Here is a 15,880-nt window from a genome sequence, read left to right as displayed (position 1 = left end):
TCTCGACCCGTCCTTCGGACCCCCGTAAACGAGGAGAGGGGACTGCCGCGGCGGTGCCGCTTGTTCCTTCTCCCCGTTGAAACGGGGGTGAGGAATGGTCGGCGCAGCCGGCGAAACGATCCGGTGATCGTTTCGAATGACGAACGCCCTGAGCTCAAGCGAAGGGCCGGCAGAGGTGCCGGCAGGCGGATGAGGGGCGATCCCAGTCCTCGGGCGGCGCGTCTCTAGCGGGAAATCTCCACCAGATCCCGCCTGAGCCCCTCCGGGTCGCCCGACGTGAGCTCCGCCTCGACCGCCGCATGCGTGTCGCGCCAGATCGGCAGGGCGGCAGAAAGCACGGCCAGGCCGTCGGCGGTCAGTCTGAGGCGTTTTCCGCGCCGGTCCTTCGGATCCGGCTCGATCGACACCCAGCCGCGCCGCTCCAGTGGTTTCAGCGCGGCCGTCAGCGTCGTGCGGTCCATGGCGAGAAGCTGTGCGACCGGCCCCATCGGCGGCGGCTCCGGCCGGTTGAGCGACATCATCAGCGAGAATTGCCCGTTGGTCAGCCCCAGCGCCTTGAGTGCGGTGTCGAAGCGGCGCGCCAGGGCGCGTGCCGCCCGCTGGGCATGCAGGCAGAGGCACGTGTCGCGCACTTGAAGCGTGGTGGAAAAGGGAATCAGCGGCTGGTTTGACATGACGAAAATATGTTGATATCAACCTAAAAAGTCAAGCCGGAACGATCCTGAGGAGGAGAGAATGGAACATTCCGTCGTGTCCCGAGAAGACTGGCTGGAGGCGCGGGAGGCGCTGCTTCAGCAGGAAAAGGCATTCACCCGCGCCCGCGACCGGCTGAATGCCGCCCGTCTCGCCTTGCCCTGGGTCAAGGTGGAGAAGGACTATGTTTTCGATACGCCACAGGGTCCGCGCTCGCTTGCAGATCTCTTCGAGGGGCGCAGCCAGCTCCTCGTCTATCACTTCATGTTCGGTCCCGACTGGGAGGCCGGCTGCCCGGGCTGCTCCTTCTTCGCCGATCACATCGACGGAACGCTGGTCCATCTCAACAATCACGACGTCACGCTCGTCTGCGTGTCCCGCGCTCCGCTTGCCAAGATCGAAGCCTATCGCCGCCGCATGGGCTGGACTTTTCCGTGGTTCTCTTCCTTTGGCTCCGACTTCAATTTCGACTATCATGTCTCCTTCACGAAGGAAGAGCTCGCCGCCGGCCCGGTCTACTACAATTACCGCATGACGCCGCCGGAACAGGCCCATGACGAACTGCCGGGAATGTCGTGCTTCTATCGGGACGCCGACGGCACGATCTATCACAGCTATTCCAACTACGCCCGCGGCGGCGAGGAAATGCTGGGTACGATGATGATCCTCGATTGCGCGCCGCTGGGCCGCAACGAGAGCTCGACGATGGATTTCGTTCGCCGCCATGACGAATACGAGGAAAAGCCGAAGGCGGCGAGCTGCTGCCACTAAAGCAGTTCCAGCAGAAGTGCGACGCGGTTTTGCGTCCGGAACTGCGTGCAAACATGGAGAGAGCATCTGAGGCAACTCGGCTTTCGCCGAAAATGCTCTGACATCCGTTTCAAAGCCGGGGAGGGCTGATCATGGAACTTCCAAAACCGCGCGAGGAGCATCGCTTTCTCGAAAAACTGGTCGGCGACTGGATCGCCACCGCCGCAACGGGCATCGAAGACTATGACCCCGACGATCCGGCCAAGGTCTGGACGGAGACGGTCCGTTCGATCGGCGGGTTTTGGGTCGTGTGCGAAGGCCGCGGCGCGATGTCCGCCGGGGAACCGGCCACGATGATCATGACTCTCGGTTTCGATCCGCGCGTCGGCCACTATGTCGGCTCCTGGATCGGCTCGATGATGGACAAGTTCTGGGTCTACAAGGGTTGGGTCGAGCCGGACGGCAAGACGCTCACCCTCGAAGCCGAAGGTCCGTCCTTCGAAGATCCGTCCGCGACCGCGATTTATCACGATGTCATAACCTTCATCGATGATGACCATCGGACCTTTTCCGGCAGCGTCCGCCAGCCGGACGGCAGCTTCAAGACATTCATGACCAGCGAATTCGAGCGCCGCTCCTGATCGCTGCCCCTCACGACGCAAAAGGAAGGATCTTGCCATGCAGGGCACATTCATCTGGTACGAGCTGATGACGACCGACACGGCGGCTGCGGCCGGCTTCTATTCCACCGTCGTCGGTTGGGCGGCCAAGGACAGCGGCATGCCGGGCATGGCCTATACGGTGTTCAGCGTGCCTGGCTTCGACATGGGTGTGGCCGGCATGATGCTGCTGCCGGACGAGTTGAAGGCCGACGGCGTGCCGCCCAACTGGACGGGCTATGTGGCCGTCGACGACGTCGACGCCAAGGCGAAGGAATTTGCCGACAATGGCGGCGCGGTGCACCGCGATCCGCAGGATATCTCCGGCATTGGCCGCTTTGCGGTGGTCGCCGATCTGCATGGCGCCGTGCTTTGCCTGTTCAAGCCGATGGTCCCCGACGGCCCCATGCCGCCTGCACCGGCTCCGGGAACGCCGGGCACCTTCGGTTGGCGCGAACTGATGGCCGGCAACGGCGAGGAAGCCTTCGACTTTTACGCCAAACGCTTTGGCTGGACCAAGGACATGGCCGTCGACATGGGGGCCATGGGCACCTACCAGTGCTTCGCCGCCGGCGGCGAGATGATTGGCGGCATGATGACCAGGACGCCGGACGTGCCGATGGCCTTCTGGGGCTACTACATCAATGTCGATGCGATCGACGCGGCAGCGGCGCGGGTGCGCTCCGCCGGCGGTCAGGTCGTCGGCGACGTGATGGAAGTGCCGGGTCCCGCCTGGGTGATCCAATGCGTCGATCCGCAGGGCGCCTATTTCGCCCTCGTCGCGCCCAAGCGCTGAAGGACGGACAGGCGATCGAGAAGCACAACGGAGGCGTCAGCCTCCGTTGCGTGCCCTGAGCCGGATCAGGTGCGCGACCAGCGTGCAGGCAAGCGCCCAGCCCGCCCCGAGCGACCAGCCGGCCAAAACGTCGGTCGGATAGTGCACGCCGAGATAGATGCGGCTGAGCCCGACGATCACGGTGAGGAACACCGCCGCGCCGAGATAGAAGGCCTTCTGGCCCCGCGTCGCGGCGATCTCGGCAAGCAGCGCGCCGAGCGTCAGGTAGGCGACCGCCGAGACCGTCGCATGGCCGCTCGGAAAGCTGGTGGTGAAGACGCGGGCCACGCCCGTAAGGTCGGGGCGTGGCCTGTCGAAAAACGACTTGAGTGCGGTGCTGAGAAGCGTGCCGCCGACCACCGAAGCCGTGAGAAACCAGCCGGTCCGCATCCGCCCGATCAGGAAGAGATGGAAGACGACGACGGTGACGAGGATGGCGAGAACCGAAAAGCTGCCCAGTGCAGTGACGTCGCGTGCAGCCTCTTCCAGCCAGGGCGGACCGATCGGATCGACCGGATTGCCGGGTGTCCTCAGAGCCATGATGACGGCCCGGTCGAAATCGAGCGTCTCGCCCTCGCTCACCTCGTCGGCGATCATGCCGAAGCCGGTGAGCAACAGGGCAAGGACGGCCCCGCCGACATAGGCGGGTATCGATTCGCCGCGCAGGCTGAGGGCCGATAGCTTCATGACGTCCGTTCCGGTTGTTCGTTTTGCGGCCGCCTGACGGCCACCTGCATATCAACCCGTAACTATGGCCGTCTCCCGCCAGCTGCAAGCCTTGGGTCGAATGAACCCGGATCAGGCCTTCGCGGTGAAGGCGTAGCCGTTGCCATAGATCACCTTGACCGGCAGCTCGTGTCCCGTTTCCTTCAAGACCTTGCGCCGCAGCCGGCTGACCACGGCGTCGAGATGCCGGTTGTCCCAATGTGGAACCGGGCGCGCGATGCTGCGGATCAGTTCCTCGCGGCTGCGCGGCTGCCCCGGCTGCTCCATCACCAGGGACAGGAAGGTATATTCGGTTGCCGTCAGTTTCACGCTCTGGTCGCCTGGCGACAGGAGGCGCCATTGTTCGGCATCGATCCGCCAAAGATCCGCGGTATGGGTTTCGATCCGGGAGACGCCGCCGAGACGCCGCAGCAGGCTCTGTGCCGCCGCCTCGATCTCGCGCAGGCTTGCACGCTTGACGAGATAGATGTCGGCGCCGGCCTCGAACCCCTTGATCCGGTCGTCGGCCTCGCCGAGGGCGGTCAGCATGATGATGCCGCAGTCGAGCGTCGCACGGATCTCCCGGGCCAGCTCGAAGCCGTCGCCGTCCGGCAGGCCGACGTCCAGGATGATGATCCGCGGCGGCTTGGCCGAGAGTTGGGCCCGCAGTTCCTGGGCCGTCGCCGCGCCGCGTGCATCATGCCCGCGCATGGACAGGAATTCCACGAGATCGAGCCGCAGCGACGGCTCGTCCTCGACGACGAGGATCTCGGCCATCACACGCTCTCCATGGCGGCAGCCGGCATGTCCGCGATGAACGGCAGGCGAAGCGAGGCGACGGTGCCGCCGCCGTGCCGGGGGCCGAGCATCAGCGAGCCGCCGTTGCAGTCGAGCAGCTTGCGCGCGCTGTAGAGCCCGATCCCGGCGCCGACGGTGTCATAGGTGTTCGAGCCGCGGTAGAAACGCTGGCCGATCTGCGAGAATTCCTGCAGCGGGATGCCGATGCCCTGGTCCAGCACCGCAATCAGCACCATGTCGTTGTCGAGCGAAGCCTCGACCGCGACGGAAGCCGTCTCCGGGGAATATTTCAGCGCGTTGTCGACGAGGTTCACGAGCACGGTGGTCAGCATCGTGCCGTCCGCGCGAAGCGGCGGCAGGCCGTCGGCAAGCGTTATCCTGATCCGCCCGGCGGAGGCCGTTCCCTCGAAATGCCGCCGCAGGCGCTCGGCAAGCGTCGAGACCGTCATGATCTCGAACTGCGGCTCGATCTTCTGGTCGCGTTCGGTGATCAGGAAGCGGTCGATCAGGTTGAACAGGCCGCGCGTCGCCTCGTGAATTTTCGCCAGCCGCTGCGTCACGGCCTCGGATGGCCTGTCGACCAACTCGCGCACCATCTCCGCCGCGCGGTCGATGACGGCAAGTGGCGTTCGCAACTCGTGGGTGACCATGCGGACGAACTGGTACTGCTCTTCGCGGAGCGCCCGTTCCGCCTCCAGCTGTCGCGCAAGCTGATGCTGCAGCTTGCGTCGCTCCGCCACCTCGGCATTGAGCTCGCTGACGGACTTTTGCAGTGAGTTCGAGAACTTCATCACGACCGTCAGCAGCATGATGAGGTTCAGCATGCTGAAGAACAGGCTCCACTCGAGGAAGATCCATGCCTGGAGCCGGTCGGCCAGAACCTGCGAGGGAAGCGCGCTGCGCGTCAGCTGGGCGAGCGACCGCATCAGGGCGACGATCCCGTGGATAGCCATGATGACGACGACGGCGGCCCGGATCAGCATCGACAGATCGGTGTGGCGTATGACCGTATGGCAGGAAAAGAAGATGAGGATGAAGGCGATCACCGTGGTCAGGTGAATGCGGATCGCCGTGTCCTCCGCCGTCGTACCGTAACCGAGCGTGAGCCCGATCACCGTGGCGATCGTGCAGGTGACGATGAGCTTCACATTCACCGGCCTGTCCATCAGTCGCAGATAGCCGACCCCCAGCCACAACAGGCTGGAGATGATGAGTGCATTGTCGATGGTCAGGTAGAGCGCGGTGGGTGCTGGCGGGCGCATCACCAGGCGGGCGAAGCCGACGGCGCTGAGGAGAGAGCCGGCTGCGACCCAGACGGGCCCTTTCAGCTGCGGCCGCAAGATTGCCAGCATGGCCCAGATCAGCCCGTTCAAGGCGTTGCTGCTGATGACGCCGGCAAGCGCAGTGGCCGGATCGAGTGCGTAAAGCATGGGGAGTTTTTTATTTCGAAAAGTGAAGTAGGTGGCAGGAATGCAAAGTGGAGTTCGGAAGTATTGTCGAGGAGATGCCACAGGATGGGGTGGTTGTTCAATGCCTGTCAGAATTCGTCAGAATTGATCTGAATTGGTTCGTGGCGAGTCTCGCCGAGTTCCTCCAATAACCAGTTGAAGGCGCGGACGGGCGCCGGAAGGACATGGTTAAGAGGAACACAATGAAACCCTTTTCACGGAGCTTCGCGAAGAAGCACGTCTGTTTCAGCAGGACCGGGGCGCTTTTTGCCTCGACGGCTCTGACGGTCTTTGTCGCGCTCCCCGCGCAGGCTGCCGACGTCGACGGCGTCGTCACCCATACGGCGGACTTCAACTACGCGGATACGCTTCAGGTAGGCAACGCTGCTGCCGGTACGATGATCGTCGAGAACGGTGCGGATGTTCGCAACACCGACGCCTTTGTCGGGGCATCTGCGGGCGCGACCTCGCCATATGGGGAAGTCATCGTTCGTGGTCCCGGCTCGGCCTGGTATAACTCCGCCGGCGTCGTCATCGGCCATCTGAGCGACGGCAGCCTGCAGGTGCTCGATCAGGGCCTTGCTGAGGTGAACGGGATTCTGACAATCGGCGGCGCCTCTGGCACGGGAACGGTCATTGTCGACGGCGCCTCGGTGCTCGACATTTGGAACGGCGATCTGCGCATCGGCGACACGTCGGCCGGATCTCTCACCCTCACCAACGATTCCACGGCGAACGTTGACGGTGGCGCAGGCGACATCATTCTCGGCAGCTCTTACGCTGCCGGCGAAATCACGATCGGCACCGGCGGCGGTTCGCTCCTGGCCAACGTGGTACGCTTCGGGAACACGGCCTCCACGCTGACTTTCGATCACGGCCTTGCCTCCTACAATTTCGACACGGACCTGTCGGGCGACGGCCAGCTCATCGTCGACAGCGGCACGACCGTTCTCGGCGGCGATGCCGCAGCCTTCTCCGGCGAGACCTATGTCAACGGCGGCTCGCTGCTTCTCGACGGCGTCACCCTGGGCTCGATGGCCAGCCTCTCCGGCGGCGTGTTCGGCGGTACCGGCACGCTTTCCGGCGTGCTCTACGCCAACAGCGGCTCGACCCTTTCGCCGGGCAGCGATGCCGGCATCGGCCAGCTGAATGTCGGCGGCAGCGTCACCCTCTATTCGGGGTCGAACTATACGGTGCATGTCGACAATGCCGGCAATGCCGACAAGGTTGTCTCGGGCGGCTCCATCGACATCAGAAGCGGCGTCACCCTTGATGTCTATGCCCAGAACGGCACCGACGACGGCTCGACCTACAACGCGTCGACCACCTACACCATCCTTGAGGGCGGCTCTCTGACCGGCAGCTTCGACACGGTCAACGAGAACTTCGCCTATCTCGATGCCGACGTGACCTATGATGCGACCAAGGCCTATCTGAGACTGGCCCGCTGCATCGCCTGCGGCACCTTCGCCTCGCTCGCCACCACGCCGAACCAGACAGGCGTCGCCAATGCGGTCGAAAGCCAGGGCAACGGGACGCTCTATAACGCCGTGCTGGCATTGCCGACCGGCGAGCCGGGTTCCGCCTTCGAGAAGCTTTCGGGCGAAGTGCATTCCAGCACCCGAACCGGCGTGCTCGACCGCAGCCGCCTGACGCGGGACGGTCTGTCTGACCGCCTGCGCTCCACCTTCGGCGGTGTCGGCACCGGTTCGGCGGCCTCGGCCTATGCCGAAGAGGAAAAGCAGGAAGCCATGCCGATCCTGGCCAGGAAGGGCGATCGCCCGGTCAATGTCTGGATGAGCGGTTACGGCGCCTGGAACCGGTACGACGGCAACGGCAACGGCCACGGCACGGATGTCGGCGGCGGTGGAGTGCTCTTCGGTGCCGATGCCGGGCTGGAAAACGGCTGGCGCCTCGGCTTTGCCGGCGGCTATGGCTCCGATCACTACGACCAGAACGGCCTGTCCTCCTCGGCAGACGTCGACACCTACCAGATCGCCGCCTATGGCGGTCGCCAGATCGGCCCGCTCGGCCTGCGATTCGGTGCGGCCTATGGCCTGTCTGAAATCGATGCCTCGCGTACGGTCGACTTCACCGGCTTCAGCGACGAACTGACCGCCGACTACGATGCCCGCACCGCCCAGGCCTTCGCCGAAGCCGCATGGCGCATCGACCGGGACCTGCTCCATATCGAGCCCTTCGCCAATCTCGCTTATGTGAATGTCGATACCGACGGCTTCACCGAAAAGGGCGGTGCCGCGGCTCTCTCCGTCGACGGCGAGAATCAGGGCCAGTGGCAGCAGACGCTCGGCGTCCGCCTCGACCGCGACTTCGCCGTCAACGGCATGCTCGGCAAGGTGAAGGGTTCGCTCGGCTGGCGTCACGTCTACGGCGATACCGTCTCGCAGACAGCCATGGCGTTGGGCACGGGTGACGGTTTCACCACCGCATCGGCAGGCTCGGCCCGCAATACCGCGATGCTTGGCGCCGGTGTGGAACTGGCCGTCTCGGAAAAGGCGAGCTTCTCGCTCGATTACTCCGGCCAGTTCGGCGAGGGCACCAGCGAACAATATCTGTCGGGCACGTTTGGCGTGAAGTTCTGATTGCGGGCCTGATGCTTTGACGAGCCTGATGCTTTGAAAAGCATGCTGCCCTGAAATGCTTGTCGCCCCCGGCAAGCCTGGCGGTCGTCGGCCCCAAGCCGGCGGTCGTCTTCATGATTCTTGATCGGTGAGGGGGAGGATGGCGGTCGTGTTGACGCCGCTCCGTGGAGCGTCAGCCCCGCTTGGCCGACACCTTGGTCTTCCGTCCGGATTTTGCCACCGTCGCGCCCTGAGGTTCGGCATTGGCCTCGCGTTCGAGGCGCAGCGCGCGGAGCGCTTCGGTCTTCTTGTCGCGAGCCACTGCTTCCGCCTCGATGATCGAGCGGGCAATGCTGTCGGTCGTCGCTGCCTTGGCGCGCGGATCGACTTTCTCCGGCTTGAAGAACCTGTCCTTGGTTGCAGTCATTTTCTTACCTCGTCCCGAGGGAGGGGAGGCGGCGAGCGCCCCGGAAGGGGAGCGCAGGCCGCAATCGGTGGCCTCAGCGCGTCCGCGGCGCGGCCTTCTTCGGCATCGGCAGCAGGCCTTCGCGCTGCAGCTTCTTGCGGGCGAGCTTGCGCTGGCGACGAACGGCTTCGGCCTTCTCGCGCACGCGCTTTTCGGACGGCTTTTCGAAGGCGCTACGGGCCTTCATCTCGCGAAACAGACCTTCGCGCTGCATCTTCTTCTTCAGGACGCGGAGGGCCTGGTCGACATTGTTGTCACGAACGAGAACCTGCAAGGGTAATCCTTTCTCGGGCGGGCGGGCCGCCGCTTGATGGCTTGGGGTTGAAAGATTAGCGCCCGATCCGAAGCGAGGAGGCTTTGAACCAGGGTTCGGCCTTGGCCGTCGACTGGTTTTGCATCTCCGTATCCGCCGCCGGCGGCGCTGCGCCGTCGATGTCGGACAAAGTGATGCGCCGCTCGAAATTCTCCGAATCGAAGCGTATGCGGTATTCCGGCTGGCCGTGTTCGGCCGGCAGGATGGTAACGATGCGACAGGCCTGCCTGTTCCGGCCGCTGCCGGCAATGCCGTCCTTGAGAAGGACCCGATCGCCCACGCGGGGCAACGCAATACTCATGATGTCTTCTCTTTTCGTCAAATCTCCCGAACCGGGAGAGAGCGCAAAGTAAAAAGGCCGGGCGTTACCCCGACCTCTCCCTGTCACTCGAGCGTCGACTGCCAGTACATCCGTGGTCAGTCGCTGCGAATGACAATTACGCAGCCCGCAGATTATCCGCGGAATTCTTGCCCGACTTTTTGTCGCGCACGATGTCGTAAGAGACCTTCTGGCCTTCGACGAGTTCGCGCATGCCCGACCGTTCGACGGCGGAGATGTGGACGAATACGTCGGTCGAGCCTTCGTCAGGCTGAATGAAGCCGAAGCCCTTGGTGCTGTTGAACCACTTTACGGTGCCGGTGTTCATAACGATTTCCTTTCAATCGTTTGGTTGGCCGGGGAGATATTCGTCCGGCTCTGATCGATGTTGAGAGGAAATCTGACGGAGGCGCCTCGGCGCGTAGACAAAGGTCACAAGCAATCTTCGATGAGATTAAATATAGTCTCTTTGCGCCGTTTTGCAATGAAAGAATGAAAATTCCCGTTGGTTTCGATTTATGCGAGTGTTTGGCCCGGCCTCGCGCCGCCCGGCCGAGGCAGGAAAAACGCCATTTGCCGGGCGCTGGCCTCCTCAGTCAAGCCGCCGATCTTCCGGACCGGGCGCCGGTAAATCGTCGAGCGTGAAGGGCTTATCCCACAAGCCCTTGCGCGATCTCGAACCGGTGCGCTGTCTCGCCCGTCTTGTTGGCCGGCTTTTCGAAATGGTGGACAAAGATCCTGACTGCCTCGTGCAGGCTGGTGGTCGCGGCAAAGGCATGCCGGTTGGCGCGCTGATAGGGCTTGGCGATCTCCGCCAGCATGATTTCGATGTTGCGATCGGGGTCCTTCAGTTCCGCTTCGTCGTGGCCAAAGCCGACGCCGCCGTTCTGGTTCAGCTGGAACAACCCGAAACTGCGCTCGCCGGCGGTGTTCGAAGCGTTCGGGTTGAGACCGGATTCGGCGATCGCATTGGCGACCGCGGCGATCTGCTGGACGGTGCCAAAACCCTGAGCCGCAAATTTCTCCATGATTAGCTTTGCCATCGCCTTTTTCTCGGCAGTAGCCAGATAGGATGACTGGCGCCGGATCAGAGCCAGGCCCACAGGCCCGGTGCCGCCGAATTCGGCCAGGACCTTGATCAACTCGTCGACCGCCTTCCTGACCAGCGGACGGACCGCCTCCAGCGCCTCCGCCAGTTTCGCCGTGATAGCATCGAGGACCTCCTGTATCGTCGCGCCGGCCAGCAATGACGCGTCCCGTCCGTTGAGGTTCTCCGGGTCGATGCCCTCGGCTTGCGCCTTGTCGCGGGCGATCTGGAGGATCTCCGCGGTCGGACTGTCGGGCGCGGTGAGCGCCCGTGTCGCGGCACTGGCGCCGACGATCTGCGCAAGGAAGAGCTCGGTCATATTCGGCTGCCGGCGCAGCGCGGTGGCGAGAGAGACCTGCATGTCCACCGCCATGATCGCCGCAAGCGTGCACTGGGCGCGCCAGTCGCCGATCTCCTCCGGCCGATAGTGGATGCCGAAACCCGGATCGGCGCCGTGTCGCTCCCACTCCCCGGGCGAGAAGCAGAAGGGGCCGGGGCCGGCCGTTCCCGCCGGTGGCGTGCCGCTGATGTTGCTGCGCAGTTGCGCGACGGTCATCAGATAGAAGGCGTTCGATCCGAACATCGCCGACTGCTCGGTGCATTGGCGGGCCACGAGATCCTTGTCGAGTGACGGAAGCGTGTCTGAGTCCGCGTCGATTGCGTCGGCGCTGACCCAGCCCTCCGGCTTGCCCTCGATCAGCAGCCGGACCTTCGCCCAGGGTGGGGTGCTGCCGTCGAGCACGTCTATCCTTGTCCCCCGTGTCGCCTCGACCTGAAGGACGTTGCCTGCCGGAGCCGCCCGGAGCGTGCGTGTCTGGAGCATGACTGCCATTGCCTTGTTCTCCTGCGTTCGGTCTTCAGGGTTGAGGTGATGGTTGCTGTTCCTGTTTCAGTGAAAGGGCGCCCGCCTTGGTGGCGTCCGGGACGTTGCGTTCCTGGCAGGTCCCGCCGTTCTTCTCGATCAAGGTTTCGAGCAACCGCGCGTCGGCCTCCGTGACGCCCGTCGTGTCGATGTTCGGCCGGTCTTCGCCTCGTCCTGCCAGGAACTGGCGGATGGCGGTCCGCGTCGTCCGCTCGATCTTGCCGTTTTCCGCGACGCAGACGAGCCTCTGGATCCGCACCCAGGTGGTGGGCAGCACCAGCTTTTCGTAAGCGATCGCCCGGTCCCGCGGCACGACCGGCGGCAGGGGCTCGATCGGGTTCTTTGGTTCGCGCAAGGCGCCGCTGTTGTCGCTGCTGACCTCGATCGTCACCGCAGTGCTGTTGGGTTCCGTCCGCGCGGCGGCTGTCGCCGCCCCGACATGTTCGACCAGCTGGCCCTCGATGGTCGCCGGCAGGCAGAGGTCGAGATAACCGCGCACGAAACTGTAGGCGACGGTCGGCGAACGCTGGATTTCTCCCCGCTGCTTGGCCGCACCGTCGCGATAGGCTGCCATCGTCTTGGCAATGAACTTCTTCGTCGTGGCGGGCGGCAGCGAGTAGAGATAGGTCCCCGCGACGATGTCGGTGAGGCTCGATCCGAGCCCGAAAGCCTGCGCCACCACCGCCATCGACAACTTGGAGGCGCCGGTGACGGCGAGCAGCGCGTTCGTGGTCTGTCCGGTGACGGAAATCAGCGACTGTGCCGCGTCGCGCTGTCGGTTGAGCTTGAACAGTTCGTCGAAATACAGCGCGCAGCTGTCGTCGACATAGTTGAAGCCGGCGACCGTCACGTCATACCAGTCGACACTCGCCCCGCCATAACCCGCATCCCGCGTCAGGGCATCCATGATCCGGGCGCGGTTGCTGCTCGACCGCTCCACGGCGCCGGCATCGAGGACCGGCGCAATTCCCCTGACCGTCGTCGGCGCCGCGCAGGAGAGAAGTCCTGCCGCGAGAAAAAGGGCAATACCGCAGAGCGCCCTGCGAAGCGCCGCAGGGGCCGGAAGTCTCGTCATGATGTCCCCCTGGGGCGAACGGGCCTCGGCGCCGATCGCGGCCGCGCACCTCATGCGCACGGCAATCTGTCAGGGATGATACCGCGTTTCAAAAACACGTAAAGAGTTAATTGTCTAAAATAGCACAATCTATAGGTGCGATTGATTGGGGTCTTCAAACCTGCATCGCTGCGCGGAATGGCATCCGCCGCCAGGGCCGCTGGTCAGGTTGGCCGTTTCCCCGCTGAAACCGATGGCGTAGGATCGGCGCAAAGGGCAGTCGCCATGGTGTTGGGTGGCCCCGAGGGGGAGTGTATGTTTGCGACGATTGCGAGAGTTTTCATCTACGGCCTGATAGGCCTTGTCGGGCTGCCCGTCGTCACGATGCTGCTGGCCTTGACGCTCGGCTATCTGCTCGACCCGCGCTGCGGAACACCGGGCGATTCCGGCGGCTGTGAGATGGGGGCCGCGACCGTTGCCATCGCTTCGGCGTTGCCCGGGCTTGCGATCGGTGTCGCGCTGGCCGTCTTCCAAAGCCTGAGACGGCGGCAGCGCCACGACTAGGCAGTGCCTCTCAGCCTCTGTCGCCCACCCGGCGCGAGGGCGAGGGGTGGCGCAGCGCGTCCACGATGAGAGAGAAGGCCGGCGAGGGGTGGCGGCGGCTCGGATAATACAGATGATATCCGGTAAACGGCGGCGTCCAGTCGTCGAGCAGCTGGATGAGCCGACCCTCTGCGATATGCTCTCGCACCATGTCCTCGAACAGGAAGGCGAGGCCGTGGCCTTCCAAGGCCGCGGTCAGCACATGGCGGACATCGTTGAACACCAGTTGCCCGTCGACCCGGACGCGGATCTCCTGTCCGTCCTTTTCGAACTCCCAGGCATAGAAGCCGCCATAGGTCGGCAGGCGCGTATTGATGCAGTCGTGTTGGGTGAGCTCGCGTGGTGACGATGGCCGCGGCCGGTTTGCCATATAGCCGGGCGAACCGACCACCACGAGCCGGGCGTCGGGGGCGATCCGCACCGCCACCATGTCCTTTTCCACCTGTTCGCCGAACCGGACGCCGGCGTCGAAGCGCTCCGCCACGATGTCGATCAGTGCGAGGTCGGAGAAAAGCTCGACCTTGATGTCGGGATGGCTTTTCAGAACGGGGGCCAGTGCCGGCCACAGCACGGTGTCGATCGCGTGCTGGGTCGCGGTGATCCTGAAGCTACCGGCCGGCTTTACGCGATACTGGCCGAGCGCCTCCAGTTCCTGGTCGATGCTGCCGAAGGCCGGGCCGAGGGCTGCCAGCAGCCGTTCGCCGGCCTCCGTCGGCGCGAGGCTGCGGGTGGTGCGGGTGAGCAGCCGCACGCCGAGCCGTTCCTCGAGCCGCCGCACGATCAGGCTGAGCGAGGATTGCGAGGTGCCGAGCCGCGCGGCGGCGCGCGTGAAGCTGCGCTCCTCCGCCACGCTCTGGAAGGCCATCAGGTCGGCAAGGTCTTCGCGGCGCATTCATTGATCCTGGATATAAGTGCAATCGTTTTATGCAGTCTAATCGAATTAAATCGCGTCGGCTATAGTCTGTGGCAGGGCGCGTTCGCGCGTCCGTCGTCGCAAGTGTCACGGGAGCGGATCATGGACATCAAGAGACTGGGATCGCGGCCGTCCGGCAAGGGGCCGGCGGATTGGTTCACCGGCACGGTCCGCATCGACCCGCTGTTCCAGGCGGACGAGCCAGCGCGTGCCAACGGTGCTGCGGTGACCTTCGAACCCGGTGCCCGCACCGCCTGGCACACCCATCCGCTCGGCCAGACCCTGATCGTCACGCAAGGCCTCGGCCTCGTCCAGCGTGAGGGCGGTCCGGTCGAGGAGATCCGGCCCGGCGACGTCGTCTGGTTCGCACCCGGCGAAAAGCACTGGCACGGCGCATCTGCGACCGTGGCCATGACTCATATCGCGATCCACGAGGCCCTCGACGGCAAGACCGTCGACTGGCTGGAGCCGGTGAGCGACGACCAGTATTCCGGCCGCTGACCTCCCCGCGGCCGATCCCGCCGCGGATCCTCCCCGGGGCTTCCACACCATCAACCGAATTGGAGAATGCCTATGCTGACCAGGGCCTTCGGCGCCTATGCCGCCGACAAACCGCTTGAATCGATGGAAATCACCCGCCGCGAGGTGGGGGCGAACGACGTTCAGATCGCCATCGCCTATTGCGGCGTTTGCCATTCCGACCTCCACACCGTCCGCGCCGAATGGGCGGGCACGCTTTATCCTTGCGTTCCTGGCCACGAAATCGTCGGCCATGTCACCGCCGTCGGCCCGGCCGTCACCGGCTTCAAGGTCGGCGAGACGGTAGGTGTCGGCTGCATGGTCGACAGCTGCCAGGGCTGCTATGCCTGCGACGACGGGCTGGAACAGTATTGCGAGCACGGCCCCTCGCTCACCTACAACAGCAGGACGCCGGACGTGCCCGGCCACACGCTCGGCGGCTATTCGCAGTCGATCACCGTGCGCGACAAGTTCGTCGTGAAGGTCCGTCACCCGGCCAACCAGCTCGCCGCCGTGGCGCCGCTGCTCTGCGCCGGCATCACGCTGTGGTCGCCTCTGCGCCACTGGAACGCCGGTCCCGGCAAGAAGGTCGGCATCGTCGGCATCGGTGGCCTCGGCCATATGGGCGTCAAGCTCGCCCGCGCCCTCGGAGCCCATGTGGTGGCCTTCACCACCTCGGAGGGAAAGCGCCAGGCGGCCCTCGACCTCGGCGCCCATGAGGTCGTCGTCTCCCGCAACGCCGACGAGATGAAGGCCCACGCCAACTCGTTCGACCTGATCGTCGACACGGTCGCCGCCAGCCATGATCTCGACAGCTATGTGAACCTTTTGAAGCGCGACGGAACGCTGACGCTCGTCGGTGCGCCGGAGCATCCGCACCCGTCGCCGGCCGTCTTCCCGCTGATCATGAAGCGTCGTTCGATCGCCGGCTCGACCATCGGCGGCATTGCTGAAACCCAGGAAATGCTGGATTTCTGCGCCGAGCACAACATCGTCGCCGACATCGAGATGATCGCCGCCTCAGACATCGAGGCCGCCTATGCCCGGATGCTGAAGAGCGACGTGAAATACCGCTTCGTCATCGACAGCGCGACTCTCTAGGGAAAGTTCCCGCCATTGCCCCTCACCCTGACCCTCTCCCCGCTTGCGGGGAGAGCGACTGTCTTGGCAGTCAAGCGTTTTGCCATGGTTTTTCGTCCCGGATGATGGCGTTGAGGATTGTCAGCAGTTTGCGCATGGTAGCGACGACTGCGACGATCCTGGGCTTGCCCGCC

Annotated in this window: 18 protein-coding genes and 1 pseudogene; 7 read left to right on the top strand and 12 right to left on the bottom strand. The window is 64.3% G+C overall.

The annotated features are described in order from the left end of the window. Window positions 1–224 precede the first annotated feature (224 nt). On the bottom strand, window positions 225–674 hold the full coding sequence (locus HHL25_RS09745) for a MarR family winged helix-turn-helix transcriptional regulator (RefSeq protein WP_169589754.1): 450 nt from the start codon (window positions 672–674) through the stop codon (window positions 225–227). Window positions 675–735: 61 nt separating this feature from the next. On the opposite strand from HHL25_RS09745, the gene HHL25_RS09740 reads away from it, so the two are divergent. The 3 genes from HHL25_RS09740 (at window position 736) to HHL25_RS09730 (ending at window position 2,898) form a co-directional block, all read left to right on the top strand. Then, the gene (locus HHL25_RS09740) at window positions 736–1,464 is read left to right on the top strand and encodes a DUF899 domain-containing protein (protein ID WP_169589752.1); all 729 of its coding nucleotides are present in this window, start codon (window positions 736–738) and stop codon (window positions 1,462–1,464) included. A 131-nt stretch (window positions 1,465–1,595) separates the two neighbouring features. Beyond that, the gene (locus HHL25_RS09735) at window positions 1,596–2,084 is read left to right on the top strand and encodes a DUF1579 domain-containing protein (protein WP_169589749.1); all 489 of its coding nucleotides are present in this window, start codon (window positions 1,596–1,598) and stop codon (window positions 2,082–2,084) included. Window positions 2,085–2,121: 37 nt separating this feature from the next. Then, on the top strand, window positions 2,122–2,898 hold the full coding sequence (locus HHL25_RS09730) for a VOC family protein (RefSeq protein ID WP_169589747.1): 777 nt from the start codon (window positions 2,122–2,124) through the stop codon (window positions 2,896–2,898). A 36-nt stretch (window positions 2,899–2,934) separates the two neighbouring features. Here the strand turns inward: HHL25_RS09730 and HHL25_RS09725 are convergent, their stop codons facing one another. The 3 genes from HHL25_RS09725 to HHL25_RS09715 form a co-directional block, all read right to left on the bottom strand. Continuing rightward, window positions 2,935–3,624 (bottom strand): phosphatase PAP2 family protein, encoded by a 690-nt coding sequence (locus HHL25_RS09725; protein ID WP_169589745.1) that lies wholly within the window; start codon window positions 3,622–3,624, stop codon window positions 2,935–2,937. Window positions 3,625–3,735: 111 nt separating this feature from the next. Further along, on the bottom strand, window positions 3,736–4,419 hold the full coding sequence (locus tag HHL25_RS09720) for a response regulator transcription factor (protein WP_169589743.1): 684 nt from the start codon (window positions 4,417–4,419) through the stop codon (window positions 3,736–3,738). After that, window positions 4,419–5,870, bottom strand: a complete 1,452-nt coding sequence (locus tag HHL25_RS09715) for a sensor histidine kinase (RefSeq protein WP_169589740.1) — start codon at window positions 5,868–5,870, stop codon at window positions 4,419–4,421. The genes HHL25_RS09720 and HHL25_RS09715 overlap by 1 nt, the downstream gene beginning before the upstream one ends. Window positions 5,871–6,091: 221 nt before the next feature. Between HHL25_RS09715 and HHL25_RS09710 the strand changes: the two genes are divergently transcribed. Next, window positions 6,092–8,491: an autotransporter outer membrane beta-barrel domain-containing protein gene (locus HHL25_RS09710; protein ID WP_169589738.1), complete on the top strand. Its 2,400-nt coding sequence runs from the start codon at window positions 6,092–6,094 to the stop codon at window positions 8,489–8,491. Window positions 8,492–8,663: 172 nt separating this feature from the next. On the opposite strand, the gene HHL25_RS09705 is transcribed toward HHL25_RS09710, so the two are convergent. From HHL25_RS09705 to HHL25_RS09680, 6 genes are all read right to left on the bottom strand, one after another. After that, window positions 8,664–8,897, bottom strand: coding sequence for a hypothetical protein (locus tag HHL25_RS09705; RefSeq protein WP_169589736.1), 234 nt, complete (start codon window positions 8,895–8,897; stop codon window positions 8,664–8,666). A gap of 73 nt (window positions 8,898–8,970) precedes the next feature. Continuing rightward, the gene (gene rpsU / locus HHL25_RS09700; protein ID WP_169589734.1) at window positions 8,971–9,210 is read right to left on the bottom strand and encodes a 30S ribosomal protein S21; all 240 of its coding nucleotides are present in this window, start codon (window positions 9,208–9,210) and stop codon (window positions 8,971–8,973) included. A gap of 55 nt (window positions 9,211–9,265) precedes the next feature. After that, the gene (locus HHL25_RS09695; protein WP_169589731.1) at window positions 9,266–9,550 is read right to left on the bottom strand and encodes a cold-shock protein; all 285 of its coding nucleotides are present in this window, start codon (window positions 9,548–9,550) and stop codon (window positions 9,266–9,268) included. 136 nt (window positions 9,551–9,686) lie between these two features. Further along, complete coding sequence (locus HHL25_RS09690) at window positions 9,687–9,896, bottom strand: cold-shock protein (RefSeq protein ID WP_028737030.1); 210 nt, start codon at window positions 9,894–9,896, stop codon at window positions 9,687–9,689. Window positions 9,897–10,218: 322 nt separating this feature from the next. Beyond that, the gene (locus HHL25_RS09685; RefSeq protein ID WP_169589729.1) at window positions 10,219–11,487 is read right to left on the bottom strand and encodes a phage tail tip lysozyme; all 1,269 of its coding nucleotides are present in this window, start codon (window positions 11,485–11,487) and stop codon (window positions 10,219–10,221) included. A 25-nt stretch (window positions 11,488–11,512) separates the two neighbouring features. Next, window positions 11,513–12,592: a hypothetical protein gene (locus tag HHL25_RS09680; protein WP_169589727.1), complete on the bottom strand. Its 1,080-nt coding sequence runs from the start codon at window positions 12,590–12,592 to the stop codon at window positions 11,513–11,515. A gap of 294 nt (window positions 12,593–12,886) precedes the next feature. Between HHL25_RS09680 and HHL25_RS09675 the strand changes: the two genes are divergently transcribed. Then, window positions 12,887–13,135, top strand: a complete 249-nt coding sequence (locus HHL25_RS09675) for a hypothetical protein (RefSeq protein WP_169589725.1) — start codon at window positions 12,887–12,889, stop codon at window positions 13,133–13,135. A 10-nt stretch (window positions 13,136–13,145) separates the two neighbouring features. Here the strand turns inward: HHL25_RS09675 and HHL25_RS09670 are convergent, their stop codons facing one another. Then, window positions 13,146–14,066, bottom strand: coding sequence for a LysR family transcriptional regulator (locus HHL25_RS09670; protein ID WP_169589723.1), 921 nt, complete (start codon window positions 14,064–14,066; stop codon window positions 13,146–13,148). Between the two features lie 123 nt (window positions 14,067–14,189). Between HHL25_RS09670 and HHL25_RS09665 the strand changes: the two genes are divergently transcribed. After that, the gene (locus HHL25_RS09665; protein ID WP_169589721.1) at window positions 14,190–14,588 is read left to right on the top strand and encodes a (R)-mandelonitrile lyase; all 399 of its coding nucleotides are present in this window, start codon (window positions 14,190–14,192) and stop codon (window positions 14,586–14,588) included. A 72-nt stretch (window positions 14,589–14,660) separates the two neighbouring features. Then, the gene (locus tag HHL25_RS09660; protein WP_169589719.1) at window positions 14,661–15,707 is read left to right on the top strand and encodes an NAD(P)-dependent alcohol dehydrogenase; all 1,047 of its coding nucleotides are present in this window, start codon (window positions 14,661–14,663) and stop codon (window positions 15,705–15,707) included. Window positions 15,708–15,777: 70 nt separating this feature from the next. On the opposite strand, the pseudogene HHL25_RS09655 reads toward HHL25_RS09660, so the two are convergent. After that, window positions 15,778–15,880, bottom strand: a pseudogene (locus HHL25_RS09655) (IS110 family transposase); the annotation flags it as partial.

Origin of the sequence: Rhizobium terricola, assembly GCF_012927355.1 — a bacterium.
In the GTDB taxonomy this organism is placed as follows: Bacteria; Pseudomonadota; Alphaproteobacteria; order Rhizobiales; family Rhizobiaceae; genus Allorhizobium; species Allorhizobium terricola.
This window is presented reverse-complemented; position numbering and strand designations above follow the sequence as displayed.